This is a genomic window from Brachybacterium saurashtrense, assembly GCF_003355475.1.
In the GTDB taxonomy this organism is placed as follows: domain Bacteria; phylum Actinomycetota; class Actinomycetes; order Actinomycetales; family Dermabacteraceae; genus Brachybacterium; species Brachybacterium saurashtrense.
The window spans coordinates 169,539-192,899 of record NZ_CP031356.1 but is presented as its reverse complement, the minus strand read 5'-3'; the positions used below and the strand labels follow the sequence as shown (position 1 = coordinate 192,899).

General features: G+C 73.4%; 26 protein-coding genes and 1 tRNA gene. 11 read left to right on the top strand and 16 right to left on the bottom strand.

Features of this window, described 5'->3' with window-relative positions; translation table 11 throughout:
• Positions 1-38 precede the first annotated feature (38 nt).
• The 5 genes from DWV08_RS00875 to DWV08_RS00855 form a co-directional block, all read right to left on the bottom strand.
• Complete coding sequence (locus DWV08_RS00875) at positions 39-305, bottom strand: helix-turn-helix domain-containing protein (protein ID WP_115412069.1); 267 nt, start codon at positions 303-305, stop codon at positions 39-41.
• Positions 306-818, bottom strand: a complete 513-nt coding sequence (locus DWV08_RS00870) for a DUF2975 domain-containing protein (RefSeq protein WP_115412068.1) — start codon at positions 816-818, stop codon at positions 306-308. It abuts the gene before it with no gap.
• A gap of 182 nt (positions 819-1,000) precedes the next feature.
• Positions 1,001-1,204 carry a cold-shock protein gene (locus DWV08_RS00865; protein WP_115412067.1) on the bottom strand — a complete coding sequence of 68 codons (204 nt, stop codon included), beginning with the start codon at positions 1,202-1,204 and terminating at the stop codon, positions 1,001-1,003.
• A 327-nt stretch (positions 1,205-1,531) separates the two neighbouring features.
• Positions 1,532-2,212 (bottom strand): NAD(P)-dependent oxidoreductase, encoded by a 681-nt coding sequence (locus DWV08_RS00860; protein WP_115412066.1) that lies wholly within the window; start codon positions 2,210-2,212, stop codon positions 1,532-1,534.
• Positions 2,209-3,135, bottom strand: a complete 927-nt coding sequence (locus DWV08_RS00855; protein WP_115414851.1) for an EamA family transporter — start codon at positions 3,133-3,135, stop codon at positions 2,209-2,211. The genes DWV08_RS00860 and DWV08_RS00855 overlap by 4 nt, the downstream gene beginning before the upstream one ends.
• Before the next feature lie 63 nt (positions 3,136-3,198).
• Here DWV08_RS00855 and DWV08_RS00850 point away from each other — a divergent pair, with 63 nt between their 5' ends.
• From DWV08_RS00850 to DWV08_RS00825, 6 genes are all read left to right on the top strand, one after another.
• The gene (locus DWV08_RS00850) at positions 3,199-3,708 is read left to right on the top strand and encodes a MarR family winged helix-turn-helix transcriptional regulator (RefSeq protein WP_241237272.1); all 510 of its coding nucleotides are present in this window, start codon (positions 3,199-3,201) and stop codon (positions 3,706-3,708) included.
• A gap of 100 nt (positions 3,709-3,808) precedes the next feature.
• Positions 3,809-4,120: a putative quinol monooxygenase gene (locus DWV08_RS00845; RefSeq protein ID WP_115412064.1), complete on the top strand. Its 312-nt coding sequence runs from the start codon at positions 3,809-3,811 to the stop codon at positions 4,118-4,120.
• Positions 4,121-4,203: 83 nt separating this feature from the next.
• Positions 4,204-4,827, top strand: a complete 624-nt coding sequence (locus DWV08_RS00840) for a TVP38/TMEM64 family protein (RefSeq protein WP_241237313.1) — start codon at positions 4,204-4,206, stop codon at positions 4,825-4,827.
• Between the two features lie 215 nt (positions 4,828-5,042).
• Positions 5,043-7,175, top strand: coding sequence for a PTS sugar transporter subunit IIA (locus tag DWV08_RS00835; protein WP_115412063.1), 2,133 nt, complete (start codon positions 5,043-5,045; stop codon positions 7,173-7,175).
• A gap of 5 nt (positions 7,176-7,180) precedes the next feature.
• Complete coding sequence (locus tag DWV08_RS00830; RefSeq protein WP_115414849.1) at positions 7,181-8,320, top strand: mannitol-1-phosphate 5-dehydrogenase; 1,140 nt, start codon at positions 7,181-7,183, stop codon at positions 8,318-8,320.
• 73 nt (positions 8,321-8,393) lie between these two features.
• Positions 8,394-8,666 carry an HPr family phosphocarrier protein gene (locus DWV08_RS00825; protein WP_115412062.1) on the top strand — a complete coding sequence of 91 codons (273 nt, stop codon included), beginning with the start codon at positions 8,394-8,396 and terminating at the stop codon, positions 8,664-8,666.
• 88 nt (positions 8,667-8,754) lie between these two features.
• Here the strand turns inward: DWV08_RS00825 and ptsP are convergent, their stop codons facing one another.
• Positions 8,755-10,473, bottom strand: coding sequence for a phosphoenolpyruvate--protein phosphotransferase (gene ptsP / locus DWV08_RS00820; protein ID WP_115412061.1), 1,719 nt, complete (start codon positions 10,471-10,473; stop codon positions 8,755-8,757).
• A 155-nt stretch (positions 10,474-10,628) separates the two neighbouring features.
• Between ptsP and DWV08_RS00815 the strand changes: the two genes are divergently transcribed.
• Complete coding sequence (locus DWV08_RS00815; protein ID WP_115412060.1) at positions 10,629-11,600, top strand: SDR family NAD(P)-dependent oxidoreductase; 972 nt, start codon at positions 10,629-10,631, stop codon at positions 11,598-11,600.
• Between the two features lie 13 nt (positions 11,601-11,613).
• Here the strand turns inward: DWV08_RS00815 and DWV08_RS00810 are convergent.
• The 4 genes from DWV08_RS00810 to DWV08_RS00795 form a co-directional block, all read right to left on the bottom strand.
• Positions 11,614-11,701, bottom strand: a tRNA-Ser gene (locus DWV08_RS00810).
• Positions 11,702-11,736: 35 nt separating this feature from the next.
• Positions 11,737-12,453, bottom strand: coding sequence for a hypothetical protein (locus tag DWV08_RS00805; RefSeq protein ID WP_115412059.1), 717 nt, complete (start codon positions 12,451-12,453; stop codon positions 11,737-11,739).
• Positions 12,454-12,464: 11 nt separating this feature from the next.
• Positions 12,465-13,346 (bottom strand): ABC transporter ATP-binding protein, encoded by an 882-nt coding sequence (locus DWV08_RS00800; RefSeq protein WP_115412058.1) that lies wholly within the window; start codon positions 13,344-13,346, stop codon positions 12,465-12,467.
• On the bottom strand, positions 13,343-13,702 hold the full coding sequence (locus DWV08_RS00795; protein ID WP_115412057.1) for a GntR family transcriptional regulator: 360 nt from the start codon (positions 13,700-13,702) through the stop codon (positions 13,343-13,345). The genes DWV08_RS00800 and DWV08_RS00795 overlap by 4 nt, the downstream gene beginning before the upstream one ends.
• Before the next feature lie 171 nt (positions 13,703-13,873).
• Between DWV08_RS00795 and DWV08_RS00790 the strand changes: the two genes are divergently transcribed.
• Together DWV08_RS00790 and DWV08_RS00785 are read left to right on the top strand one after the other, a co-directional pair.
• Positions 13,874-14,851: an MDR family oxidoreductase gene (locus tag DWV08_RS00790; protein WP_115412056.1), complete on the top strand. Its 978-nt coding sequence runs from the start codon at positions 13,874-13,876 to the stop codon at positions 14,849-14,851.
• Positions 14,852-14,853: 2 nt separating this feature from the next.
• Positions 14,854-15,807: an NAD(P)H-quinone oxidoreductase gene (locus DWV08_RS00785; protein WP_162801462.1), complete on the top strand. Its 954-nt coding sequence runs from the start codon at positions 14,854-14,856 to the stop codon at positions 15,805-15,807.
• Here DWV08_RS00785 and DWV08_RS00780 read toward each other — a convergent pair whose 3' ends face one another.
• Both DWV08_RS00780 and serS read right to left on the bottom strand, forming a co-directional pair.
• Positions 15,808-16,662 carry an HAD family hydrolase gene (locus DWV08_RS00780; protein ID WP_115414848.1) on the bottom strand — a complete coding sequence of 285 codons (855 nt, stop codon included), beginning with the start codon at positions 16,660-16,662 and terminating at the stop codon, positions 15,808-15,810.
• Between the two features lie 94 nt (positions 16,663-16,756).
• Positions 16,757-18,019, bottom strand: a complete 1,263-nt coding sequence (serS, locus tag DWV08_RS00775; protein WP_115412054.1) for a serine--tRNA ligase — start codon at positions 18,017-18,019, stop codon at positions 16,757-16,759.
• 83 nt (positions 18,020-18,102) lie between these two features.
• Between serS and DWV08_RS00770 the strand changes: the two genes are divergently transcribed.
• Positions 18,103-19,311, top strand: coding sequence for a diacylglycerol/lipid kinase family protein (locus tag DWV08_RS00770; protein ID WP_115412053.1), 1,209 nt, complete (start codon positions 18,103-18,105; stop codon positions 19,309-19,311).
• A 17-nt stretch (positions 19,312-19,328) separates the two neighbouring features.
• On the opposite strand, the gene DWV08_RS00765 is transcribed toward DWV08_RS00770, so the two are convergent.
• A complete protein-coding gene (locus DWV08_RS00765; protein WP_115412052.1) occupies positions 19,329-20,273 on the bottom strand; it encodes a universal stress protein in 945 nt (314 codons plus the stop codon).
• 172 nt (positions 20,274-20,445) lie between these two features.
• Here DWV08_RS00765 and DWV08_RS00760 point away from each other — a divergent pair, with 172 nt between their 5' ends.
• Positions 20,446-21,192: a dihydrofolate reductase family protein gene (locus DWV08_RS00760; RefSeq protein WP_115412051.1), complete on the top strand. Its 747-nt coding sequence runs from the start codon at positions 20,446-20,448 to the stop codon at positions 21,190-21,192.
• Positions 21,193-21,204: 12 nt separating this feature from the next.
• On the opposite strand, the gene DWV08_RS00755 is transcribed toward DWV08_RS00760, so the two are convergent.
• From DWV08_RS00755 to DWV08_RS00745, 3 genes are read right to left on the bottom strand one after another with little or no spacing between them, the layout of a single operon-like run.
• Positions 21,205-21,744, bottom strand: a complete 540-nt coding sequence (locus tag DWV08_RS00755) for a YdeI/OmpD-associated family protein (protein WP_115412050.1) — start codon at positions 21,742-21,744, stop codon at positions 21,205-21,207.
• 1 nt (position 21,745) lies between these two features.
• Complete coding sequence (gene pheA / locus DWV08_RS00750) at positions 21,746-22,759, bottom strand: prephenate dehydratase (protein WP_115412049.1); 1,014 nt, start codon at positions 22,757-22,759, stop codon at positions 21,746-21,748.
• A 37-nt stretch (positions 22,760-22,796) separates the two neighbouring features.
• Positions 22,797-23,315 (bottom strand): GNAT family N-acetyltransferase, encoded by a 519-nt coding sequence (locus DWV08_RS00745; protein WP_241237271.1) that lies wholly within the window; start codon positions 23,313-23,315, stop codon positions 22,797-22,799.
• Positions 23,316-23,361: the final 46 nt, after the last annotated feature.

Genomic DNA, 23,361 nt, shown 5'->3' with positions numbered 1-23,361 from the left:
CGCGTGTCGAGGGCGTCACCGGTGGCGCACGCCGCGGCTCAGCCGGCGCGACCGCTCCCACCGCGGGCGTCCTCGCCGCCGGGACCGTCGCCGGACCCGTCGCCCGGCTCCCAGCGCAGCAGGTCCCCCACCTGGCACTCGAGCACCTCGCACAGCGCCTCGAGGGTCGTGAAGCGCACGGCGCGGGCGCGCCCGTTCTTCAGCACCGCGAGATTCGCAGGGGTGATGCCCACCTTCTCGGCGAGCTCGCCCACGCCCATCCGGCGCCGCGCGAGCATCACGTCGATGTCCACCACGATCGGCACTCAGATCACCTCGTCCAGCTCGGACTGCAGGGTCGCCGCCCGGTCGCGGGCCTCGACGGCCTGGACCAGCAGCTGGCGCTGCACGGTGATCACCAGGGCCACCCCGGCGACCACCAGGGCGAGGCCGCAGATCATCCCGATCGCGCCGGGGGCGAGCTCGTCCCCGGGATGGGTGCGGTTGGCGATCGCCGCGGTGACGGCGACGGCGAACACGAGCACGGCCTCGGCGGCGACCGCGCCGATGATGAGGTCCACCCAGCGGAAGGCGCGCGGGGAGAACACCCGCCCGCGGCGCACCAGCACCAGCAGGCGCAGGATGCTCACGCCGATCACCTGCAGCGCGGCCACGCCGAGCACGGCGATCACGGCGAGGGCGTAGGAGAGCGGCCCTCCCCCGCCGGGCCCGGTCAGCTCCCGCCAGCCCGAGGGCACGAGGAGCACCTGGACCATGAGGGACCCGAGCAGGGCGATCACGATGATCACCCGCAGTATCTGGATGCTGACAGCGCTCATGACGCCCCTATCTCTCGATCGACGACAGAATTCTCTCGTTCTTCGATAGATCTGGCAAGCGGGGTCGCAGGATGGCCGCGCGGCGCCCGAGCGCGGCGCTCGAGCAGGGCGCCCCCCCGGGAACGACGGCGCCCGCCGCCCCGGCAAAAGCCGGGACGACGGGCGCCGCGTGGTGCGGAAGCTCAGATGCCGCGGATGTTCGTCGCCTGCAGACCCTTGGGGCCCTGCTCGACGTCGAACTCCACGCGCTGGTTCTCGACCAGGTCGCGACGACCGGTGCCGACGATCGCGCTGAAGTGCGCGAACACATCGGCGGAGCCGTCCTCGGGGGCGATGAAGCCGTAGCCCTTGTCGGAGTTGAACCAGCTGACGATGCCAGTAGCCATGGCGGTGTTTCCTTCGTTGTCGTGAGTCACTGTCCGTGACCCGTTCAGGTGTGCCGCCCGAGGGCGGCACGGACCGCGGCCGACGACGGGACGTCGCCGGTGCGATCGGACTGTGGGGGCCTGCGCGGCCGGGGCGGAGGAGGTGATGGGGGCCTTGTCTTCTCGGAGTGTCTGCGCGACCGTCGTCGGTCGCCTCCGAGGAGGCATCCTGCGCCGTGCATGTCCTCGCCGTCCGCGCCGGGAGGCGCCGTCGTGCGAGCGACGTGGTCGAGCCTACGGCATCGCAGGAGCTGACCGCGACCGGTGTGACCCATCGGACGGTGCGGGTCACCAGCCGATGGCCACCACACGACTGCGGCCCGGCGGCCGCTCCGCCTCGTCACACACGGCGAGCGCGAAGTCCTCCATGGAGATCCGGGAAGCGCCGTCGGCGGAGACGACGAGCTCGGGCACCCCTTGAGCACCGACACCCTCCGCCCGTCGATAGCTCCCCCGCGAGAGACCCGGGGCGAAGTCCGCGGCGGGGGCCAGATACGTCCACCCGGACGGCGGATCGGCCGCGGCGAGCGCCTCGAGCTGGCGCAGGCTGGCCGCGGCGATCGGGCGGATCTCCGGCGGCACCCACCGCGGATCCTCCAGCGCGGGGCGGCCGGATCCGGGGACGCGCAGCGGGGCGGCACCGCCGACGACGAGCAGGCGCCGCCCGACGGACCGGGCCGCCGCGGCCATCGCTCCGGCGACGGCCTCGACCCGTGCTGCCGCATCTACTCCGTGCGGCGGGCGGGTGGCGCAGATGAGGACGTCGACGTGCGCGGCGAGCGCCGCAATCGCAGCGGGGTCGCTCGCCTCCAGTCGTGCGAGCTCCTCGCACCCCCTGACCTCGGCGGGCCCGGACGGGTGCGACCGTGGCGTCCGCGCGGCGCTGATGACGTCGTGGCCGCGCCGCAGCGCCTCCCCGACGATCCTGGATCCGGCCGCACCGGTGCCGCCGACGACGAGGACCCTCATGCTGCTCCCCCTCCTCGGACCGCACGACCCGGCCGCTGCGCGGCGACGACCGCGGTCAGCGCGAGCGCGAAGCCGACGGCCTGCACGACGGTGAGCGTCTCGCCGAGCACGAGGAGCCCGAGGAGGACGGCGACCAGAGGCGAGAGCACGGGCAGGAACGCGGCGACCCCTGCCGGCATTCGTCCGAGTCCGCGGAACCAGAGGGTGTAGGCGAGCAGCGTCCCGATCAGCGCGAGCCAGAGGTAGCCCAGCACTGCGCGTTCGTCGAGCGCGGGCGGCGCTCCCTCCACCATCAGCGCGAGCGGGAGGAGCGCTGCACCACCGGCGGTGAGCTGCCATCCCGCGTACGCGAGGGGGCCGACGGACGGTTGCCAGCGCTTGGCGAACACCGTCCCGAGCGCCATCGACGTGGCGCCGCCGAGCCCCGCGAGCACGCCGAGCGGAGCGAGCGAGTGCTCTGGCCCGAGGATCATCCCGGCGACACCGAGCAGCGCGAGGATCCCCCAGAGGATCCGATGCGCCGCGGGACGCTCGCCGAGGAACAGGGCCGCGAGCACCGCGACCAGCAGCGGCCCGGCGGCACCGAAGATTCCGGCGACACCGCCGGGCAGCAGGTAGGCCGCGAGGAAGAGCAGCGGGAAGAACGCCCCGATGTTGAGCACGCCGAGCAGCAGGGCGCGCCACCACCAGTGCCCGCACGGGAGCCGCCGGGTGAGAGCGAGCGCGATCAGTCCGGCCGGCAGGGCACGCAACACGGCGGACCACAGAGGATGGCCGGCCGGGAGCAGTTCGGTGGTGACGACATAGGTGGTGCCCCAGGCCAACGGGGCGACAGCGGTGAGCAACGGGGTGAGAAGCGGCGACGGGGCGCCGTCGACGGACGGCGCGACCGTCGGTGGCACTTCGATATCTAACTGTTTCATGTCGAACAGCCTATGCATGCGCTACCGTGGCGTCAAACAGTTCGACGTCGAAAGGAGGCGGTCGTGGCCGATCGCGTCAGCGACTTCCTGGCCCAGTGGGAGCGGGAGCGTCCCGATCTCGACGTGAGCCCTATGGGTGTGATCGGGAGGCTCTCCCGCGTCTCGGAGATCACGGGACGCGCGCTGAGCCGCACCTTCACCGCGCACGGACTGACCTCCGGGGAGTTCGACACCCTCGCCACGCTCCGCCGTGCCGGCTCGCCGTTCACCCTCACACCGGGTGAGCTCGCCGCCTCCTCGATGGTCACGGGCGCCGCGATGACGAACCGCCTCCAGCGGCTCGAGGACAAGGGTCTGCTCGTGCGCGCGACCGATCCGGAGAACCGGCGCCGTGTGCATGTGCGACTGACCGACGATGGCCGCGCACGGGTGGACGAGGTCGTGGTCGAGCACATGCGTACGGAGCAGGACCTGCTCGATGCCCACCTCACCCGCACCCAGCAGGGCGAGCTCGCCGCACTGCTGGCGACCTTCCTCGAGAGCTCCGGGGACGTCTCGATGCGGCGCGACTGAACGGCGCGACTACGCGACCGCGTGGGACGTGGTGGCGCCGCGGCCACGGGCGCAGGCAGGATGGACCACCGACCCGTCACCCCGTTCCGAGGAGTCCCCCATGACCGTCGTCGTCACCGCCGTCTTCCAGCCCAAGCCCGGCAAGCAGAAGGAGCTCGCGGAGGCGATGCGCCGCGGGATCGAGGCCGTGCACACCGAGAAGGGCTGCGAGCTCTACGCGATCCATGACGCCGAGGACGGCACCGTGACCATGATCGAGAAGTGGACGACGGTGGAGGACCTCGACGTCCACGGCGACAGCGACCAGGTGAAGATCCTCCGCGCGGACATCGCCGATCTCATCGAGGGCCCGGCGACCGTCACCCGCATGACCCCGATCCCCGCCGGCACGGAGTCCCAGGGCGCGCTCTGAGCAGGGTCGAGCACGCGAGCCCCGGGGCGGAGCGGGACCGCACGCCCTGGGGCTCGATCGCGCGCAACGTCGCGCTCGTGGCGATGGTGCTGGTGATGGTGTGGCTCGCGCTGCACGTGCGCCTGCCCGCACCGGGTGAGGTGCGCACGGACATCGACGGGCTCGGTGCGTGGGGGCCGCTGGCGTTCATCGCGCTCTACGCCGTCGTGGCGCTGACCCCGATCCCGGTGACGATCATGGCGGTCGCGGGCGGGATGCTGTTCGGGCCGGGGCTCGGCACGATCCTGGCGATGCTGGGGGTGACGGCCGGATGCCTGGGCGCGTACTGGCTGGCCCGCGCCCTGGGACGCGAGACGGTGCTGCGTGCACTGGGCTCCCACCGCGGCGTGATCGAGGAGCGGCTGGAGGGCGGCGGGTTCTACGCGGTGTGCACGCTGCGCCTGATGCCGGGGATCCCCTACTGGCCGGTGAACTACGGCAGCGGCGCTCTCGGGATCCGCTCGCGCGAATACCTGCTGGCGACAGTGCTCGCCGCGCTGCCCGGCCAGGTCTCCCTGATCGCGATCGGCGCCTTCCTCGCGGAGCCCGGCGTGCCCTATGGCGCGCTGGTGGGCGTCTCCTGGCTCGTGGTGATCGTGCTGACGGTCGTGTCCTACCGGCGCTGGCGGGTCACGCGCCGCGCCTCGTCGGCCCCGGTCGAGGCCTGAGTGCTCTCCGTCCCGGAGGCTCATCGCGCGCGGCCGGAGAGGAGACCCCTCTCCACGCACCCGTGCAGGACTAGACTGCGGGCACGCCGACGGAGCAGGCCCACCGCAGTTCCTCGAGAGGGCGCAGCCCCGACCGGCCGCAGCGGGCCGCCCGGCCCGTGCCGTCGCCCACCGAGGACCAGGCCCGTGGTCCCGCACTCCCGTGAGGATGGCCCATGACCACCACCACCGAGACCAAGAGCGGGGTCAGCCCGCGAGTCGTCCTGCAGAAGGTCGGCACCTCCCTGTCCAACATGGTGATGCCGAACATCCCCGCGCTCATCGCGTGGGGCCTGCTCACCGCGTTCTTCATCCCGGACGGCTGGACCCCGAACGAGCCGCTGGCGAGCGTGGTGGGCCCGATGATCCACTACCTGCTGCCGCTGCTCATCGCGAACACCGGCGGTCGCATGGTCTACGAGGCGCGCGGCGCCGTGGTGGGCGTGATCGCCACCATGGGCGTGATCGCCGGCTCCGACTGGCTGATCGCCCAGGAGAACGCGCGCCTGCTCGAGGAGTGGCTCGCCGGCGGCAACGCCGAGGCGGACTTCTCCGCCCTGGGCCAGGTGCACATGTTCATCGGCGCGATGATCATGGCGCCGCTGGCGGCCTGGGTCATGAAGAAGCTGGACCGGCTGTGGCAGGACCACATCCCGGCCGGCTTCGAGATGCTCGTGAACATGTTCTCCGCCGGCATCTTCGGCTTCATCGCCCTGGCGGCGGGCTTCTTCGGCCTCGCCCCGCTGGTGAACGGCCTGATGACGCTGCTGTCCAACGGGGTGGCGGCGCTGGTCAACGCGGGCCTGCTGCCGCTGGTCTCGATCCTCATCGAGCCGGCGAAGGTGTTCTTCCTCAACAACGCCATCAACCACGGCGTGCTCACTCCGCTGGGCATCTCCGAGGCCGCCGAGAACGGCAAGTCCGTCCTGTTCCTGCTCGAGGCCAACCCCGGCCCCGGCGTGGGCATCCTGCTGGCGTACACCTTCTTCGGCCGCGGCGCGGCGCGGGCCTCCGCGCCCGGTGCCGCGATCATCCAGTTCTTCGGCGGCATCCACGAGATCTACTTCCCCTACGTGCTGATGAAGCCGATCCTCATCCTCGCCGCGATCGGCGGCGGCATGACAGGCGTGGCGATCAACGTCGCCTTCGACACGGGCCTGATCGCCCCAGCCTCCCCCGGCTCGATCTTCGCGATCTTCGGCGTCGCCGCCCGTGACTCCTACCTGGGCATCGCGCTCTCTGTGCTCGGCGCCGCGACGGTCAGCTTCCTGCTCTCCGCACTGTTCCTGAAGATCGGCAAGCAGGACGACGGCGACATCGCCGCCGCCACCGCCAAGATGGAGCAGATGAAGGGCAAGAAATCCTCCGTGGCGGGCGCCCTCACCGGCGCAAGTGCCGCGGGCGCCGGGGCGGCCGCCGCGGCCGACGCCTCCGCCCACACCGGCCCCATCCAGAAGATCGTGTTCGCCTGCGACGCGGGCATGGGCTCCTCCGCGATGGGCGCGACGGTGCTGCGCAAGAAGGTGCGCGCCGCCGGCTTCGAGGACGTCGAGGTCACCAACAAGGCCATCTCGTCCCTGAACGACGAGTGGGACCTGGTGGTCACCCAGAAGGAGCTCACCGACCGGGCGCGCCAGCGCACCGGCTCGGCCGTGCACGTCAGCGTGGACCAGTTCATGAACTCGCCCCGCTACGACGAGGTGGTGGAGCTGGTGCAGCAGCGCAACAGCGGCGCCCCCGCACCGGAGGCAGACGGGGCCGCTGCGGCCGTCGGCGCCGGTGCGGCCGCGACCGCCGGGGCGAATGCCGCCGCCGCGCCCGACGGCGCACCGCGCGGTCGCCACGCCGCCGACCGTCCCGCCGACGCCGCAGGGTCGACCCCGATCCTCGCCCCCTCCAGCATCGTCCTGGACGGCACCGCGAGGGACGCCGCCTCCGGCATCGACGAGGCCGGCGCCCTGCTGGTCGCCGCCGGCGCGGTGGACGAGGGCTACGTGCGGGCCATGCACGACCGCGAGGCGACGGTGTCCACCTTCATGGGCAACGGCCTGGCGATCCCGCACGGCACCAACGAGGCGAAGTCCTCGATCTCCCGCTCGGCGATGTCCTTCGTGCGCTACCCCGGCGGGATCGACTGGAACGGCAACCCGACCACCTTCGTGATCGGCATCGCCGGCGTGGGGAACGAGCACCTCGCCCTGCTGCAGAAGGTCGCCATGACCTTCTCCGACCCCGCCCAGGTGGCGCGGCTCGAGCAGGCCACCACCACCGACGAGATCCTCGAGATCCTCGGGGACGAGGAGGAATGAGCACGATGAAGGCAGTGCACTTCGGCGCCGGGAACATCGGCCGCGGCTTCGTGGGGCTGCTGCTCCACGAGGCCGGCTACGAGGTGGTGTTCTCCGACGTCGCCGCGCCGCTGGTCGAGTCGCTGCAGCAGGCGGAGTCGTACACCGTCTCCACCGTCGGCCAGCACCCCACCACCACGGTGGTGGACGGCTTCCGGGCGCTGAACTCCGCGCAGCAGCCGGAGGCGCTCACCGAGGAGATCGCCTCGGCGGAGATGGTCACCACGGCCGTGGGCGCGCACATCCTGCGCTTCGTGGCGCCGAACATCGCCGCCGGGATCGCGGCCCGCCCCGCCGGCGCCCCGCCGCTGGCGGTGCTGGCCTGCGAGAACGCCATCAACGCGACGGATCTGCTGGAGCAGGAGATCCGCGCCGCGTACCAGGGCGAGGATCTCGACGAGAAGGCCCTGTTCGCCAACACCGCGGTGGATCGGATCGTGCCCGTCCAGGCCGAGGGCGCGGGGCTGGACGTCACCGTCGAGGACTTCCACGAATGGGCCGTGGAGCGCGGCCCCTTCGACGGCCACGAGCCGGGCGTCCCGGGGATCACCTGGGTGGACGACCTCGGCCCGTACATCGAGCGGAAGCTGTTCACGGTCAACACCGGCCACGCCACCACCGCGTGGCACGGCTGGGCGGCCGGGCACGCCACCATCGCCGAGGCGATCCGCGACCCCGCCGTCGCCGTCGAGGTGGAGACCGTGCTCGGGGAGACCTCCGCCCTGCTGATCGCCGAGTACGGCTTCGACGCGGAGGAGATGGCCTCCTACCGGGCGAAGGTGCTGGGCCGCTTCGCGAACACGGCCCTGCCGGATCCGGTGGAGCGGGTGGGACGCTCGCCGCTGCGCAAGCTCTCGCGCCACGACCGGATCATCGGCCCCGCCGCCGCGCTCGCCGAGCGGGGCCTGGGGCACGACGGCCTGCTCACCGCGCTGGGCGCGGCGCTCGCCTTCACCCCTGCGGGCGACGAGGAGGTGGACCGCCTGCAGGAGCTGCTGCGCACGGCCGACGCCGACGCCGCGACCGCGGAGATCACCGGGCTGGACGCCTCCCATCCGCTGTACGCGGAGGTGCGGGCGCTGATCGCCGCCCGCACCGCCGCCTGAGCAGGCGCCCGGGCGTCCAGCGACGCACGGTATATTCCGGGCACACCCCGAGACTGATCGAAAGGCACACACCATGGCAGAGCGCACCGTCACGATCGCCAGCGCCTCCGGGCTCCACGCCCGCCCGGCAGGGATCTTCGCCCAGGCCGCGGCCGAGCAGCCCGCGACCGTCACCATCGAGAAGGCCGGCGGCAACGCGGTGCAGGCCTCTAGCATGCTGATGCTGATGACCCTCGGCGCCGGGCACGGCGACGAGGTCACCCTGCGCGCCGAGGGCGAGGGCGCCGAGGAGTCGGTGGCTGCACTGGCCACCCTCCTGGAGAAGGATCTCGACGCCGAGGAGTGAGCCCCCGGCACCGACGCGCGAGGGGCGCCCCACCGAGCAGTGGGGCGCCCTTCGCGTCCGTGGCGCCGGCGGGCTCGGCGCCGCGCGGTCACAGGCCCAGCTCCCCCAGGATCGGCAGCTCGGCGCGCACGGCGCTGATGGCGTCCTCGGCGGTGCGGGCGGCGACCGCCTTCGCCGCGAGGTCCTTCGCCTGCTCGAGGGTGACCGTGGAGAGCACCTTCGCGACCGCCGGCAGGGAGCGCGGGGTCATCGACAGGCTGTTCACGCCCAGGCCCACCAGCACCACGGCCAGGCCCGGATCGCCGGCGGCCTCGCCGCACACGCCCACCGGCCGGTTCGCGCGCTCCCCGAAGGCCTCGGGGTCGCCGCCCGCGGCGCGGGCACCGGTGCAGGTCGCCCCCACCAGGGCGAGCACGGAAGGCTGCCAGGGGTTGTTGAGATGGGCGAGGGAGCCGAGCTGGCGGTCCGCGGCCATCGTGTACTGGGTGAGGTCGTTGGTGCCGATCGAGGCGAAGTCGCAGGCGGCCAGGTGGCGGTCCGCGGTGAGCGCGGCGGCCGGGGTCTCCACCATGATGCCGGCGGGCTCCAGTCCCCGCTCGCGGCACAGGGCGGCGAAGTCCTCGGTCTCCGTGACGGTGGCGATCATCGGCGCCATCACCCAGGGCGTCGCCTCGGAGTCCGTCGCGGCGGCGGCGATCGCGTCGAGCTGGTTGGTGAGCACCGAGCGCTTCTCCCAGGAGGTGCGGTAGGCGCGCACGCCCAGCGCCGGGTTCGGCTCGTCGGCGTCGGTGAGGAAGGGCAGCGGCTTGTCGGCGCCTGCGTCGATCGTGCGCACCACCACCTTCTTGCCGGGGAAGTGGGCGAACACCTCCCGGTAGGCGGCGGTCTGCTCCTCGACCGTCGGCTCGTCCTCGCGGTCCAGGAACAGGAACTCGGTGCGGAACAGGCCCACCCCGTCGGCGTGCGCGGCCGCCGCCTTCTCGGCATCCTTGGCGCCGCCGATGTTGGCCAGCAGCTGCACGCGGGTGCCGTCGGCCAGCACCCCTCCCCCGCCCTCGTAGGTGAGCGGGTTCGCCTGCAGCTCGGCCCACGCCGCCGCGAAGCGGTGGTGCTCCTCGGTGACCTCGTCGGTGATCGTGCCCAGGCCGGCGTCGACGAACACCTCGGTGCCGTCGCCGAACTCGTGGATGCTCTTGGCGGCCACGATCGCGGGCAGGCCCAGCTGGCGGGCGAGGATCGCGGTGTGGGACTGCGGGCCGCCGTCGGAGGTGATCAGCGCGATCACCCGGGTGGGGTCGAGGGTGGCGGTATCGGCGGGGGCGAGGTCGATCGCCGTGAGCACGAACGGCTCCTCCGCGTCGGGGATGCCGGGAGCCTGCTCGCCGCGCAGCTCCGCGACGATGCGGGCGCGCACGTCGCGCACATCGGTGGCGCGCTCGGCCATGTAGCCGCCGAGCCCCTCGAGCATGGTGGCCACCTGGTCGCCGGCCTCCCAGACGGCGCGGGCGGGGCTCTTCCCGCCGGAGACCACGAAGCCCTGCGCGGTCTGGGTGAGGGAGGGATCGGCCGCCATCTGCGCGGTGGCCTCGAGGATCTTCTTCCCGTCGCCGGTGGCGCGCTCGGCGAGACGGGTGAGGGCGGCCTGCACCGCGGCGGCCGCGGCGGGGATCCGCTCGGACTCGGCGGTGCGGTCGGCACCCTCCGGGAGCAGCTCGTCGGCGGCGGGCTCGGCGACCGGCGGCGCCATCGACCGGATCCTGCCGATCACCCGTCCGGGGCTCACTGCCACACCTGTGTACTGCGCCATCGTCGTCATCTCCTCGGTTCGGCCGGGTGCTCCTGGTCGCGAACATGCTACGCGGCCCCTGGTCGGGGCGGACGGCCGCACGTCCCCGCCTCCGGGGGCGACCGGCGGATCGGGTAGCGTCCGTGCCGAGGCCCCCGGTGGAAGGCGGAGAGCTCATGGACCGACCCCGCGCACGGCACGGACCCCGCACGCCCGCGGCGGCGCCCGCAGCGGCGCCTCCGCTGGGCTGGGAGCACCTGCCCGCGCCGGATCTGCGCGGGCGGCGGATCGTGATGACGGGGGCGAGCGACGGCCTGGGCCGGGAGGCGGCCCTGCAGCTGGCCCGCTGGGGCGCCGAGCTGGTGCTGGCCGTGCGCACCCGCACCAAGGGCGAGACGGTGCGTGCACGCCTGGTCGCGGAGACCGGGCGGGAGGACGCCGCCCAGCTGGTGGACCTGGACCTCGACGACCTCTCCTCCGTGCGCGCCGGGGCCGAGGAGATCCTGCGCCGCTGCGCGCCCACGGGGATCGACCTGCTGCTCCACGGGGCGGGCCTGGTCACGCGGCGCCGCGAGGAGACGGCCGACGGCTTCGAGCGGATGCTGGGGGTGAACGCCCTGGCGCCGCTGCTGCTCACGGATCTGCTGCTGCCCGCGGTGCGGGAGCGGGTGGTGGTGGTCACCTCGCACGCCCACACCTTCGGCCGGTTCGTCCGTGACGATCCGCACTTCCGCCGCGGCGGCTGGTCGCTGCGCGCCGGCTACGGCCGCTCGAAGCTGGTGACGATGCTGTGGGGGCGCGAGCTCGCCGCGCAGCTGCACGAGTCCGGCACCGGGGTGGACCTGCAGCTCGTCCATCCCGGCTGGGTGCTGACGAACCTGCAGAACGCGACGGGCTCCGCCCGGCTGGATGCGATGGTCACCGCGGCCTCGCGCCCGCTGGCGATGCCGACCGTGCAGGGCGCCGCCCCGGTGCTGCTGGCGGCGACGCAGCCGCTGCCGCCCGGCTCGTACATCGGGCCCGACGGACGCGGCGCCCTCCGCGGCCGCCCCACCCTCCTGCGCCGCTCCGAGGCGGCGCTGGACCGCGACCTGGCGCGGGAGGTCACGGACTGGGCTCGGGAGGAGGTCACGCGGGCGCGGGACTGACCACGACGATCGGCGGAGGGTGCGGGATTCGAACCCGCGGTACAGGGTCACTGCACAATGGTTTTCAAGACCATCTCATTCGGCCGCTCTGACAACCCTCCCGGTGCCCGGAGGCACCCCGGGAGTGTACCGGGGATCAGCGCACCTGGGTGCGGCGCACCAGCACCAGCCAGGCCGAGGCGGCGGCGGCACCGATCGCGGCGACCACCACCATCCACGCGCCCCAGCCCATGGTCAGCAGCTCCAGCAGCGCGCTCCCGAAGCCGTCCACGTAGATCACCCCGGCGAGGATCGCCACGCCGAGCACGGCGAGCAGCGCGCCGGCGCTCCACAGGAACGACTGTCCGAACCGCAGGTGGGCGGCGGTGATCGCCGCTCCCAGGAACAGCACCGCCAGGATCAGCAGGAAGGTCTGGACGAGGGTCTGCCAGGCCGGTCCGGTGCCGGTGTAGACGACGTCGAAGAAGCGGATGTGCAGCCCGAAGCCGTCGGTGGCGACCTCGATGATCTTGCCGAGGGTGATCAGCACGGCGTAGAAGGCCGCGTTGGCCAGGAACACCACCGTGACGCCCGCCCCGAACTCGCGACGGGTCAGGCCCAGGCCGAGGGCGAGGGGGAAGTACTGGCCCATCGAGGTGAAGCCGTACCCGATCATCGGGCCGATCAGGGCGAAGATCGCCCCGCTCCAGACCATCCCCTCGCGCAGGCCGGCCTGGGCCTGCGGCCCCTGGCTGCCGACGATGGCCCCGACGGCGAGCACCACGGCGAGGGAGAGCGCGCCGACGATGAGCGGCCATCCGAAGGCCTGCATGCGATGGACGGTGTGCATGGCGATGACGCTGCGAAGACGCACGGCGGATCCTTTCAGGAGACCGCCGCGCCCAGCACGGCGGAGGTGGTGCGATGGACGATGTAGTTCTGCAGGGACACCGGGGCGACCTGCAGCCCGGCGGCGCGGGCCCGCTCGGCGCGGCCCCTGTCCGCATGGACGGCGGCGCTGGCGAGAGCGCCGAGCTCCTGGAAGTGCAGCAGGTCGGCGTCGCCGACGAACTCGCGGACCTCCTGGGCGCGACCGGACACCTCGATCGCCGCGGTCTGCAGCGTTTCGGCCTCCTCGTCGATCGCGATCCGCCCCTCGTCCAGCAGCACCACGTGCTCGAGGAGGGTGGAGACCTCGTCGATGTGGTGCGTGGACAGGACGACGGTGCGGGGGTGCTCGGTGAAGTCGGCCAGCAGCCGGTCGAAGAACATCCGCCGCGCGACCGCGTCGAGCCCCAGGTAGGGCTCGTCGAAGAAGGTCAGCGGTGCGCGGGAGGCGAGGCCCAGGATGATGCCGACGGCGGAGAGCTGGCCCCGGGAGAGCTTGGAGATCGCCCGCGTCTCGGGCAGTCGGAACTCGCCGACCAGCTCGCGGGCGAAGACCTGGTCCCACTCGGGGTAGAGCCCTTCGGCGATCCGCAGCACGTCCTTCGCCCGGAAGCCGTCGGGGTACTTCTGGCTCTCCTGGATGAAGCAGGTCCGTGCCAGCACCGCGGGGTTCTCCACCGGGTTCTCGCCCAGCACCCGCATCTGCCCGCCGGTGGCGAAGACCTGGCCGGTGAGGAGCTTCATCAGCGTGGTCTTGCCGGCGCCGTTGCGGCCCAGCAGGCCGTGGATGCGGCCCTCGTCGAGGGCGAGGTCGATCCCGTCGACGGCGGTGACGTCGCGGAAGCGCTTGGACAGGGATCGGGTCTCGACGGCGGTCATCGGGCGTCCTCCTCGGTGAGCATGGTGATGAGCTCCTGGGTGGTGAGCCCCAGGTGGTCCGCCTCGCGCAGCAGCGGGGCGATGTAGCCCTGGAGGAAGTCCTCGCGCCGGCGGCGCCGCACCAGGTCGGTGGCGCCGGGGGCCACGAACATCCCCACCCCGCGCCGCTTGACCAGCACGCCGGCGTCGGCGAGGCGGTTCAGGCCCTTGCCCGCGGTGGCGGGGTTGATCCGCAGGAACGCGGCGAGCTCGTTGGTCGAGGGCACGGGGGTCTCCTCCGGGTAGGTGCCGTCGAGGACGCCGTCCTCGATCTGATCCGCCACGGCGAGGAAGAGCGGCTTCGACTCATCGAGCACGAGGACCTCCGGTGTCGGCGCCGCGACCGCGGCTCATTGGTTCGTTACTCCACTAATGAACCATAGAACCCGCGGGGCGTCAAGAGGGGCGGAAGGACATCGCTCCCGCAGCACCTCACCGCTCTCCGGGCCTACGCTGGTCACGACCGCCCCGACCGAGAGGAGCACCCCATGCGTGCCGTGCTGATCGACTCCGAGGGCGCCGCCCCGCGCCTGCTGCCCGATGCCGACGAGTCCCTGCTGGAGGGGGAGATCGGCCTCGACGTCCTGGCCTCCGGACTGAACTACAAGGACGCGATGGCCCTGGCCGGCAAGGGCATCCCCCGCACCCATCCGCTGATCCCCGGCATCGACCTGGTGGGGCGCGTCACCGAGTCGGGCGATGACCGCTTCTCCGCCGGAGACCTGGTGATCCTCAACGGCGACGGGATCGGCGAGTCCCGTCACGGCGGCTTCGCGACCCGCGCCCGGGTGCGCCCCGACGCCCTTGTGCGCCTGCCCGCGAGCCTCTCCCCCGATCGCGCCGCCGCGATCGGCACCGCCGGGTTCACCGCGATGCTCGCCGTGCAGCGGCTGGAGGACGCGGGGCTCACCCCGGACGACGGCGACGTGCTCGTCACCGGCGCCTCGGGCGGTGCGGGATCGATCGCGATCGCGCTGCTGGCCGGGCGCGGCCACCGGGTGCTGGCCTCCACGGGCCGGGTCGAGGCCCACGGCGAGTACCTGCGGGACCTGGGCGCGGCGGGGGTGCTGGACCGTCGTGAGCTCTCGGAGGAGCCGGGCCGGCCCCTGCAGTCCCAGCGCTTCGCCGCCGCGATCGACGGGGTGGGTTCGACGACGCTCGCGAACGTCCTCGCGCAGACGGTCTGGGGCGGGACGGTCGCCGCCTACGGGCTGGCGCAGGGGCCGGACCTGCCCACCACCGTGCTGCCGTTCATCCTGCGCGGCGTGACCCTGGCGGGCATCAACTCGGTCGAGTGCCCGCTGCCTCTGCGGGAGCGGGCATGGGACGCCCTGGCCCGCGAGCTGGACCTGGACCTGCTGGACTCGATGACCACGGGCATCGGCCTGTCGGAGGTGATCGACCACGCCGCACCGCTGCTGGCCGGGCAGGTGCGGGGCCGCACCGTCGTCGAGGTGGACCAGTGACCATGCGCGCGATCACGATCACCGAGGAGCACCGGCTCGAGCTCGCCGAGGTGCCCGAGCCCGTGCCCGCCCCGGGCGAGGTGCTGGTCGACGTGGTCGCCGCGGGCGTGAACCGCGCCGATCTCGCCCAGGCCGCAGGCCGATACCCGCCGCCGCCCGGCGCCTCCGCGCTCCCGGGGCTGGAGGTCTCCGGGCGTCGGCGCGACACCGGCGAGGAGGTGGTGGCCCTGCTCGCGGGCGGCGGCTACGCCGAGGTGGTCGCCGTCCCCGAGGGCCAGCTGCTGCCCGTCCCCGCCGGTCTCGACCTGGTCGACGCGGCCGGGGTGGTCGAGGTGGTCGCCACCGTGGTCTCCAACCTGGTGCTCGAGGCGCGCCTGGCGGAGGCCGAGACGGTGCTCATCGAGGGCGGCACCGGCGGGATCGGCACCGTCGCGCTCCAGCTCGCGAGGCACCTGGGCGCCCGGGTGCTCACCACCGTCGGCTCCGACGGCGCCTGCGAGACGGCGCGTGCGCTGGGCGCCGACGACGCCTGGAACCGGCACACCACCGATCTGCTCGCCGCGGTGCGCGAGGCCGGCGGGGCGGACGTGATCCTCGACGTGGTGGGCGGCTCCGCCCTCGGGGATCACGTGCGGATGCTGCGCGAGCACGGGCGACTGGTGATCATCGGGACCCTCGGCGGGGCGAGCGGCGAGCTGCCGATCGGGATGCTGATGGGCAAGCGGGCCCGGGTGATCGGCACGACGCTGCGCTCACGGCCCGCCGAGGGCAAGCGGGAGATCCTCGCGGCCGCCCGGGAGCTGGCCTGGCCGCTGCTGGCCTCCGGGGAGCTGCGGGTCCCGATCCACGACCGCCTCCCGCTCGCGGAGGCCGCCCGCGCGCACGAGATCCTGCGCACCGGCGGCCACCTGGGCAAGGTGATCCTGGAGGTCGCGGCCCCGGAGCACGCGGGCTGATCAGCGCTGAATGCGCTCCAGCACCAGCACGGTCCCGTCCTCGTAGATCGTGTCGGTGACCACGTCGGCGACGTCCTTGACCCCCTGCGGGGCCTGCCCCATCGCCACGCCCACCCCGGCCCAGGTGAGCATCTCCAGGTCGTTGAAGCCGTCGCCCACGGCGACCGTGTGCGCGGGATCGATCCCGAGCTGCTCGCGCAGCGTCTCCAGGGCGCTGGCCTTGGAGATGCCGGGCGCGGCCATGTCCAGCCACGCCGTCCACCCGATCGAGTACTCCACCCCGTGCACCCCGGACTCGGCGACCACGCGGGAGAACTCCTGCGGGGAGAGGTCCGGGACGTGCACCACCACGCGCACGGCCTCGAGATCCATGAGCTCGTCCAGATCGCTCTCGATCGCCTCCACCCCGAAGCTGGCGTCCTGGAAGCCGGCGGTGGAGCGGAACGTCCCGTCGGACATCTCCACCGCGTAGTGCGCGTCGGGGGCCACCTCGCGCAGGCTGCGCAGGGCGCGGCCCGGCTGGAAGGCGCGGGTGTCGACGAGGCGGTGCCCGCCCTCGGCCTCCGGGTCCATCTCGATGGTGACCGCACCGTTGGAGCACACCGCGTAGCCGCGGGTGATGCCGGCGGCGGCGACGATCGGCAGGGTCGCGCCGAGGGAGCGACCGGTGGCGATCACCACCGTGTGCTCCTCCGCGGCGCGCTGCAGCGCCCGATGCATGGGCGGGGACATCACGCCGTCGTGGTCGACGAGCGTGCCGTCCACGTCGAGGCCGATCAGCAGCGGGGTGCCGGAGAGCGCGGAGAGGTGCGCCTCGAGGCGCTCGCGGGTGGTGGCGGTGGCGGCGGCGGTCATGCCGGGCAGTGTGGCATCGCCACCCGACGAACGGGTGAACCGGCGGTGACGACGGCGCTCGCGCAGGCGGCGCAGGGGGCGGGGCAGCGGCATCTCAGGCCACGGGCTCGAAGACCTCGCGCCCGCCCAGGTACGGGCGCAACCCCTCGGGCACCACCACCGAGCCGTCGGGGAGCTGGTGGTTCTCGAGGATCGCGGCGAGGAAGCGGGTGGTGCCCAGGGTGCCGTTCAGCGTGGCGACGGGGCGGAGGCCGTCCTCCGTGCGCTCGCGGATGTTGAGCCGGCGCGCCTGGAACTGGGTGGTGTTCGAGGTGGAGGTGAGCTCGCGGTAGGTGTTCTGGCTGGGCATCCAGGCCTCGCAGTCGAACTTGCGGGCGGCGGAGGTTCCCAGGTCCCCGGCCGCGGTGTCGATGATGCGGTAGGGCACGTCGATCCGGGCCATCATCTGCCGCTCCCAGTCCAGCAGCCGCTCGTGCTCCTCGTAGGAGTCCTCGATCCGGCAGTAGGAGAACATCTCGACCTTGTGGAACTGGTGCACGCGGATGATGCCGCGGGTGTCCTTGCCGTAGCTGCCGGCCTCGCGGCGGTAGCAGGCGCTCCATCCCGCGTAGCGCAGCGGACCGTCCGAGAGGTCGATGACCTCGTCCTTGTGGTACCCGGCCAGCGCCACCTCGCTGGTGCCCACCAGGTAGAGATCGTCCCCCTTGTCCAGGTGGTACACCTCGTCGGCGTGCTCGCCGAGGAAGCCGGTGCCCTCCATCGACTCGGGCAGCACCAGGGTGGGGGTGATCATCGGGGTGAACCCGGCCCGCGTGGCCTGGTCGATCGCGGAGTTCAGGATCGCGAGCTCCAGCTGCGCGCCGATGCCGCGCAGGAAGTAGAAGCGGGCGCCGGAGACCTTCGCACCGCGGGCCATGTCGATCGCCTTCAAGCCCTCGGCGATCTCGAGATGGTCCTTGACCTGGTGGTCGAAGGAGGGGATCTCCCCGATCGTCTCGCGGACGACGAAGTCCTCCTCAAGGCCCTCGGGGGCGCCCTCGGCGAGGTTCGGGATCTCCCGCAGCGCGGCGTCGCGCGCGGTGAGCGCCTCGCCGGCCTCGGCCTCGAGCCGCTTCACGTCCGCGGCGAGCTGCTTGACCTCGGCCAGCAGCGCCTGCTTCTCCTCCCCCGCGGCCTGCGCCACCTTCTTGCCGAAGGACTTCTGCTCCGCGCGCGCGGACTCGAAGGCCGCGGTGGTCTCCCGCCAGCGCACGTCCGCGCTGAGCACGGCGTCGACGGTGGCGGGGTCTCGGCGACGCGCCCGCTGGGCGTCGCGGACGGCTTCGGGGTTCTCGCGCAGGTGCCGCAGATCGATCATTGCCCCAGGGTACCCGCGCCCCCGCGGCCGGGCCGCACCCGCACCCCCACGGCCCGACCGCGAGGTGCCAGTACCCTTTCGCCATGGACCTCACCCTGCTGCTGCTGAGCATCGCCTCGGTGGTCATCGCCGCGGTCACCGCCGCACTGCTGGTGGTGGTGCTGCGGCACCTGGGCCGCCACCGCCGCGAGCTCGCCGCCCTGAAGGCCACCACCGAGCGGCTCGACGGCCGCCCGGGTCCCGCCGCCTCGGGCGACGCCGCGGGCGGCGGCGCGTCCACGGCCGACGCCGCCGGGCCCGACGGGGACGTCGCGGAGGCCGGCACCTCGGACGCCATCGGCCGGGTCGCGGTGGTGCTGAACCCCTCGAAGTTCGCCCGCACCGACGCGTTCCGCCGCACCGTCACCGAGGCGGTGGAGCGTCTCGAGGACGCCGAGACGGTGTTCTACGAGACCTCGATCGACGATCCGGGCCGGGGGCAGACGGAGCAGGCGGTGGCCGAGGGCGCGGATCTGGTGCTCGCCGCGGGCGGCGACGGGACGGTGCGCATGGTCGCCTCGGTGCTCGCCGGCACCGACACCCGGATGGGCATCATCCCCGCCGGCACCGGGAACCTGCTGGCCCGCAACGTGGACGTGCCGCTGGAGGACCCGTCGGCCGCGGTGGTCGCGGCGCTGACCGGCGAGGACCGGTGGGTGGACGTGGGCTGGCTGCGGGTGGGCGACTCGGTGCGGGCCGTCCGCGCCGCGGAGCGACAGATCTTCCTGGTGATCGCCGGGTTCGGCGCCGACGCGGAGATGATCGGCTACACCGACCCGCGGATGAAGAAGCGCATCGGCTGGATCGCGTACGTGTTCGGCGGGATCCGCACCGTGCTGGGCCGTTCGGTGGACGTGGTGGTGCAGCTGCCGGACGAGAGCCGGTACGCGCTCAAGGCCCGCACCGTGCTGCTGGGCAACGTGGGCCGCCTGCCCGGCGGCCTGGTGCTGATGCCGGATGCCACGATCGACAACGGCCAGCTCGAGGTGGTGGTGGCCGGGTGGCGCGGCGCGGCCGGGTTCAGCCAGGTTGCGGCGCAGGTGGTGAATCCGCGCCTGCGGCCCCGGATCGGCGCGAAGCTCTCCACCATGGAGCGCTACCTCACCACCGGGATCCGGGTGACGACCACGAAGCCGCAGCCGGTGCAGCTCGACGGCGACACCGACGTCGAGGCCACCCATCTCGTGGCCACCGTGGATCCCGGCGTGCTGCGCCTGAGAGTGCCCTCCGGCACGCGCGCCGGGACGCGCTGAGCCGGAGGGCCCGCCGGTCAGGCCTCGCCCGCCTGCTCCTCTCCGGTGTCCTCGGCCTCCTCGGCCGGAACCACCAGCACCGGCCCGTCGGCGCCGTGCAGCACCGCGCGGGAGACCGAGCCGAGCAGGGCGCTGGCCACCGCGCCGCGGCCTCGGGAGCCCACCACGGTGAGCTGCGCATCCCGTGCGGCCTGCTTGAGCACCAGCGCCGGGACGCCCACGGTCACCTCGCCGGTGACCTCGAGGCCGGGGACGCTCTCGCGCAGGGCGACCAGCTTCTCGTCGAGCTCCTGCTCCAGCTCGCCGCGCCGCAGCCGGATCAGCTCGGCCGCGCCCTCGGAGAGCGTCGGGTACCAGTACTCCCCGCTGTCCGGGCGGGGAAGCGCCACCACGATCTTCAGGGGGACGCCGCGCTCCACGGCCTCCTGCGCGGCGATCTCCACCGCGCGCCGGCCCGTGGGCGAGAAGTCCGTGCCCACCACCACCGGCCCGTCGGCCGGGACCTCCCGGCTGGGCACCACCAGGGTGGGGCAGTGCGCGTGGGCGGGCAGGGCGTCGGCCACCGAGCCGATGATCCGGCCCAGGAAGCCACCGACGCCCCGGGAGCCGAGCACCATCAGCTCGGCCCGGCGGGACATCTCCGCGAGCGCTCCCACGGAGTCGCCCTCGACGACGGTGAGCGTGCCCGGCCCGTGGGGCAGCTCGTCCAGCAGGGTGGAGGCGCTGTGCACCAGCTCCTCGGCCTGGCGCCGCTTCACCTCCGCCTCCGGCTCCGCCGGCAGCGCGGCGTAGGTGGCGTAGAACTGGGTGCGTGCCCGGTAGGCGGTGACGACGGTCAGGGGCAGGTCCCGACGGGCGGCGATCTCGGCGGCGCGCCGCAGCGCGCCCTCGGAGTGCGGCGATCCGTCGAAGCCGGCGACGACGCCGAGCTCCCGCTGTGCGGTGTGTGCCTGGGTGGTCATGGCTCCTCCTGTGCGGGGCTGCCGTCGGTGCCGAGGGCGCCGCCCCGCGGTGCAGTGCGTCCTCGTCACCCTCGAGACTACGCCGCCCAGCGCCCCGACCCCAGGGACCAAAGGGCCGGGGTGCCCTGCCAGGGACTCCCTCGGCGCGCAGGTCGCGCCTACGGTGCCGGCCATGACCCGACCTCGCATCATCTGCCACATGCACACCCTGCTCAACGGGAAGATCGACGGGATCGCGAACCCCACCGCGGTGGGGATGCGCTCCCAGAAGCTGTACTTCGACCTGTTCCTGGGGAAGGAGCGCGCCTTCACCGGTCATCGCGGCTGGCTCTCGGGCAGCGGCACCAGCGACGCGATCATGGGCGGCAGGCGGGACGTGGAGCTCCCCCGCCCCTCCGCACCGGTCCCTCCGGGTGACCACCTCGCCGAGCCCGAGGCGGAGATGTTCTACTTCGCGGTCGACGGCTCGGCACGGCTGGCCTGGGACCGCAGCTCCTTCGAGTACTTCGACGTCACCGCCCACATCGTGGAGCTGCTGCCGAGGTCGGCGAGCGATGCCCTGAAGGCGCACCTGCGCGCCACCGGCGTCTCCTACCTGCTGGCCGGGGACGACGAGCTGGACATGGACGAGGCGGTGCGGAAGATCGGCGAGATCTTCGGCGTGGACGAGCTGATCCTCGGCGGCGGCGGGACCGTGAACTGGTCGATGCTCCGCGCGGGCCTGTGCGACGAGATCAGTCTGGTGCTCATGCCCACCGCGGACGCGGAGAACCACACCTACTCGCTGTTCGAGGCGAACGAGAGGTTCGCGCCGCCGGCCCCCGTGGCCTTCTCGCTGAGGAGCGTGGACGTGCTCGAGGACGACAGCGTGTGGCTCCGGTACGACGTGGGCGAGGTGCTCGAGGAGCCGACGGCCTGACCGCCGCTGCCCTCACTCCCGCAGCTTGCCGCTGCGCGCCAGCTCCGGATCGGTGCAGGAGGAGAGGTCGAAGCAGCAGGGGCGGCGCGAGCCGTGGCGGAGTTTGTCGATCGAGACCTCCACGCGGCGGGCGCGGGTGGTCTCGCTGCGGGTGGCGCCCACCCAGCGCACCCACTCCCAGCGAGCCATCGGCGTGATCGACGCCCAGGTCTCGTCGAGGTCGTCGGCCTCGGCGAGCGCGGCGCCGAGGTCGGCGGGGATCTCCGGCTCCGGCCAGGCCTTCGTGGGGGTGAGGGCGAACTCCACGGCGCTGCCCTCCTGGAGATCGAGGGCCTGCTGCAGCGCGTCGTCGATGCGCAGCCAGTGCCCCTTGCGGCCGTCGGGCTCGATGACGGTGCGCAGCTCGTGACCGTTCAGGACGGCCTGCGCCGCGACCTGTCCCCGGGAGGGCAGCTGGGCGCTGGCCTCCTCCGGCAGCGGCACCAGCAGCCGCTCGTCGATCGCGCGCACCGCGGCGCGGCCGGTGATCGTGGCGCTCGTCGTCGGGCTCATCTCAGCTCTCCGTGCTCGGGGCGGTCGGGGCGGCAGTCGCCGGGGTGGGGGCGTGGACCGTCGGGGTGATCATGGTGCCCAGGTGCTCCAGCCACTCCCGGGCGTCGTCGTAGGCGTGGTCGGCGAAGTCCTCGCGCACCTCGGGGCGCTGCCCGTCCGCACGCGGGTAGGAGCCCAGGTACTGCACCACCGGGCACAGCCGGTGCAGGGAGCGCAGCGCGGCGGCGACCCGCCGGTCCTCGAGGTGGCCCTCGAGGTCGAGGGAGAAGGAGTACCGGCCCAGGAAGTCGCCGATGGGGCGGGACTCGATGCGGGACATGTTCACCCCGTTGGAGCCCAGGATCTCGAGCGCCTCGAGCAGGGCGCCGGAGCGGTTGTGCGGCAGCTGGATCGCGATCGTGGTCTTGTCCGCCCCCGTGCGGGCGGGGATCCGGCCCTCCCGGGTCACGAGCACGAAGCGGGTGATCGCGCCGTCGAAGTCCTCGATGCCCTCGGCGAGGATCTCGAGGCCGAAGTGCCGCGCGGCCAGCGGCGAGCACACGGCGGCGCGGCCGCGCGCCTCCTCCGGGCTCGCCGCGGCGAGGTCCCGTGCCGCGGCGGCCGTGGAAGAGGCCGCGGCGACGTGCGCGCCGGGCACGTGCGCCCGCAGCCAGCCCTGCACCTGCGCCTGGGCGTGCGGGTGGGAGGAGACGGTGGTGAGCTCCTCGAGCGCGAGGCGCTCGCGGGCGGCGAGCACGAAGCTGATCTGCACCGTCTGCTCGGCCACGATGGTGATCGAGTCGGTCGCGGCGAGCACGTCGAGCGTGCCGGAGACCCCGCCCTCCACGGAGTTCTCGATCGGCGCCATCAGGGCGTCGATGTCCCCGGCGATGAGATCCGCGGCGGCGGTGGCCACGGAGGAGAAGGGCACCAGCTCGGGCTCGGGGGCGGCGAACTCCTCCGGGGTCTCCGCGAGGGCCTGCAGGAGAGCCTGGTGGGTGAAGGTCGTCTCGGGGCCGAGGAATCCGTACCGCATGGGCGTCAGGGTACTCGGGGGCGGGGCCCCGGCGGCGTCAGCGTCCGGCCGGGCGCAGGTCGAGCACCCACCGCGTCACCTGCCGGGAGGCGTCGGCGGGGTGGCGCTCCCGGTGCGCGGTCTCGCGGGCGCCCAGGGACCGGGCCACGGCCCAGGAGGCGGTGTTCCCCGGCGCGATCCGCAGCACCAGGCGGTCGATCCGGGGCTCCGCCCGGGCTCGCTCCACGAGCGCCGCGGCGATCTGCCCGCCCGTGCCGCGGCGACGGTGGGCGCGCAGCACCCAGTAGGTCAGGGCCGCCTCGCCGCGGGCCAGGCCGGGACCGAGCAGCGTGATCCCGCCCCCGCCCCGCAGCACGGGCGCCGCCGCGGCGTCGGTGCTCACGGCCGCGTACTCCCGGCACGGACCGTCCGCCCGCCAGCGCGCGGCCCGTTCCAGGAAGGCGTCCAGCAGCTCGGGCGTCCAGCGCCGCCCCACGATCTCCGCCGCGAGCGCGTGATCCTGCCCGGCGAGCAGCTGCGGGCCGTGCGCGGGGCCGAGCCTCTCCAGGTGGATCACGGCCGCAGGTGCGTCCCGTCCACGGCGGGCGTGCCCTCGGCGGCCT

Coding starts and splice junctions, on each gene's coding strand:
- serS (WP_115412054.1), bottom strand. CDS start 18,019: ATGATCGATCTGCGGCACCTGCGCGAGAACCCCGAAGCCGTCCGCGAC.
- DWV08_RS00790 (WP_115412056.1), top strand. CDS start 13,874: ATGCGTGCCGTGCTGATCGACTCCGAGGGCGCCGCCCCGCGCCTGCTG.
- DWV08_RS00840 (WP_241237313.1), top strand. CDS start 4,204: ATGGTGCTGGTGATGGTGTGGCTCGCGCTGCACGTGCGCCTGCCCGCA.
- DWV08_RS00835 (WP_115412063.1), top strand. CDS start 5,043: ATGACCACCACCACCGAGACCAAGAGCGGGGTCAGCCCGCGAGTCGTC.
- DWV08_RS00770 (WP_115412053.1), top strand. CDS start 18,103: ATGGACCTCACCCTGCTGCTGCTGAGCATCGCCTCGGTGGTCATCGCC.
- DWV08_RS00800 (WP_115412058.1), bottom strand. CDS start 13,346: ATGACCGCCGTCGAGACCCGATCCCTGTCCAAGCGCTTCCGCGACGTC.
- DWV08_RS00760 (WP_115412051.1), top strand. CDS start 20,446: ATGACCCGACCTCGCATCATCTGCCACATGCACACCCTGCTCAACGGG.
- DWV08_RS00870 (WP_115412068.1), bottom strand. CDS start 818: ATGAGCGCTGTCAGCATCCAGATACTGCGGGTGATCATCGTGATCGCC.
- DWV08_RS00780 (WP_115414848.1), bottom strand. CDS start 16,662: ATGACCGCCGCCGCCACCGCCACCACCCGCGAGCGCCTCGAGGCGCAC.
- DWV08_RS00765 (WP_115412052.1), bottom strand. CDS start 20,273: ATGACCACCCAGGCACACACCGCACAGCGGGAGCTCGGCGTCGTCGCC.
- DWV08_RS00860 (WP_115412066.1), bottom strand. CDS start 2,212: ATGAGGGTCCTCGTCGTCGGCGGCACCGGTGCGGCCGGATCCAGGATC.
- ptsP (WP_115412061.1), bottom strand. CDS start 10,473: ATGGCGCAGTACACAGGTGTGGCAGTGAGCCCCGGACGGGTGATCGGC.
- DWV08_RS00755 (WP_115412050.1), bottom strand. CDS start 21,744: ATGAGCCCGACGACGAGCGCCACGATCACCGGCCGCGCCGCGGTGCGC.
- DWV08_RS00785 (WP_162801462.1), top strand. CDS start 14,854: ATGCGCGCGATCACGATCACCGAGGAGCACCGGCTCGAGCTCGCCGAG.
- DWV08_RS00825 (WP_115412062.1), top strand. CDS start 8,394: ATGGCAGAGCGCACCGTCACGATCGCCAGCGCCTCCGGGCTCCACGCC.
- DWV08_RS00855 (WP_115414851.1), bottom strand. CDS start 3,135: ATGAAACAGTTAGATATCGAAGTGCCACCGACGGTCGCGCCGTCCGTC.
- pheA (WP_115412049.1), bottom strand. CDS start 22,759: ATGCGGTACGGATTCCTCGGCCCCGAGACGACCTTCACCCACCAGGCT.
- DWV08_RS00830 (WP_115414849.1), top strand. CDS start 7,181: ATGAAGGCAGTGCACTTCGGCGCCGGGAACATCGGCCGCGGCTTCGTG.
- DWV08_RS00815 (WP_115412060.1), top strand. CDS start 10,629: ATGGACCGACCCCGCGCACGGCACGGACCCCGCACGCCCGCGGCGGCG.
- DWV08_RS00845 (WP_115412064.1), top strand. CDS start 3,809: ATGACCGTCGTCGTCACCGCCGTCTTCCAGCCCAAGCCCGGCAAGCAG.
- DWV08_RS00865 (WP_115412067.1), bottom strand. CDS start 1,204: ATGGCTACTGGCATCGTCAGCTGGTTCAACTCCGACAAGGGCTACGGC.